We start from the raw sequence: 580 nt of genomic DNA, 5'->3' as shown, positions 1-580 counted from the left end.
TTCTGTTGGTGTTGGTGTTGGTGTTGGCTCATCACCGCCTGCTATTATTGGTTCCGGTTGAATTACAGCATAGTCAAACATTCTGTCTCCATACCAGTCAAACATGTATGTTCCTTCTTTTGAGTTTGGCATTGCTGATGTTCCTTCGAACCTTATTGCTGTGTTTTCTGCCTTCAACACCTTGAAGCCTATCTTACCTATTAATCCTGTTTCTTCCGGTTTTCCTGCTTCTCTGTAGTCACTCATGTACGTATATGTGCTACCGAAATTCAGTATACCTTCCGATACGTTGTTACCTATAAACTTTGTCGGTCCATAGTTAGTATTCTGTTGTATTGTTCCTTCTTCCGCAGGCCATGTCCTGGTTGATATCGGGTTTCCTGTCCTTATGTTAAACGCCTGCAGTACTGTTGGATCATACTTGATACTCAGCTGGTAGCCTCCAAGGGTCTTAATGTTGTTTACCCTTACTGTTGCTATTATAACGTCGCCCTCTACCACTCTTGTTTTATCCAATTCCATTATTACATATGAATCTGGCAATGCAGTAGGCTCAGCTGTCGGTTCTACTGTTTCTGTT

At 42.1% G+C, this 580-nt stretch carries 1 protein-coding gene; it reads right to left on the bottom strand.

Features of this window, described 5'->3' with window-relative positions; translation table 11 throughout:
- A partial coding sequence (locus JCM21531_RS17405; RefSeq protein ID WP_038291741.1) for a cohesin domain-containing protein occupies positions 1 to 580 on the bottom strand: 580 nt, incomplete at both ends.

The sequence above is a fragment of the Acetivibrio straminisolvens JCM 21531 genome (assembly GCF_000521465.1).
Classification (GTDB): Bacteria; Bacillota; Clostridia; order Acetivibrionales; family Acetivibrionaceae; genus Hungateiclostridium; species Hungateiclostridium straminisolvens.
This window is presented reverse-complemented; position numbering and strand designations above follow the sequence as displayed.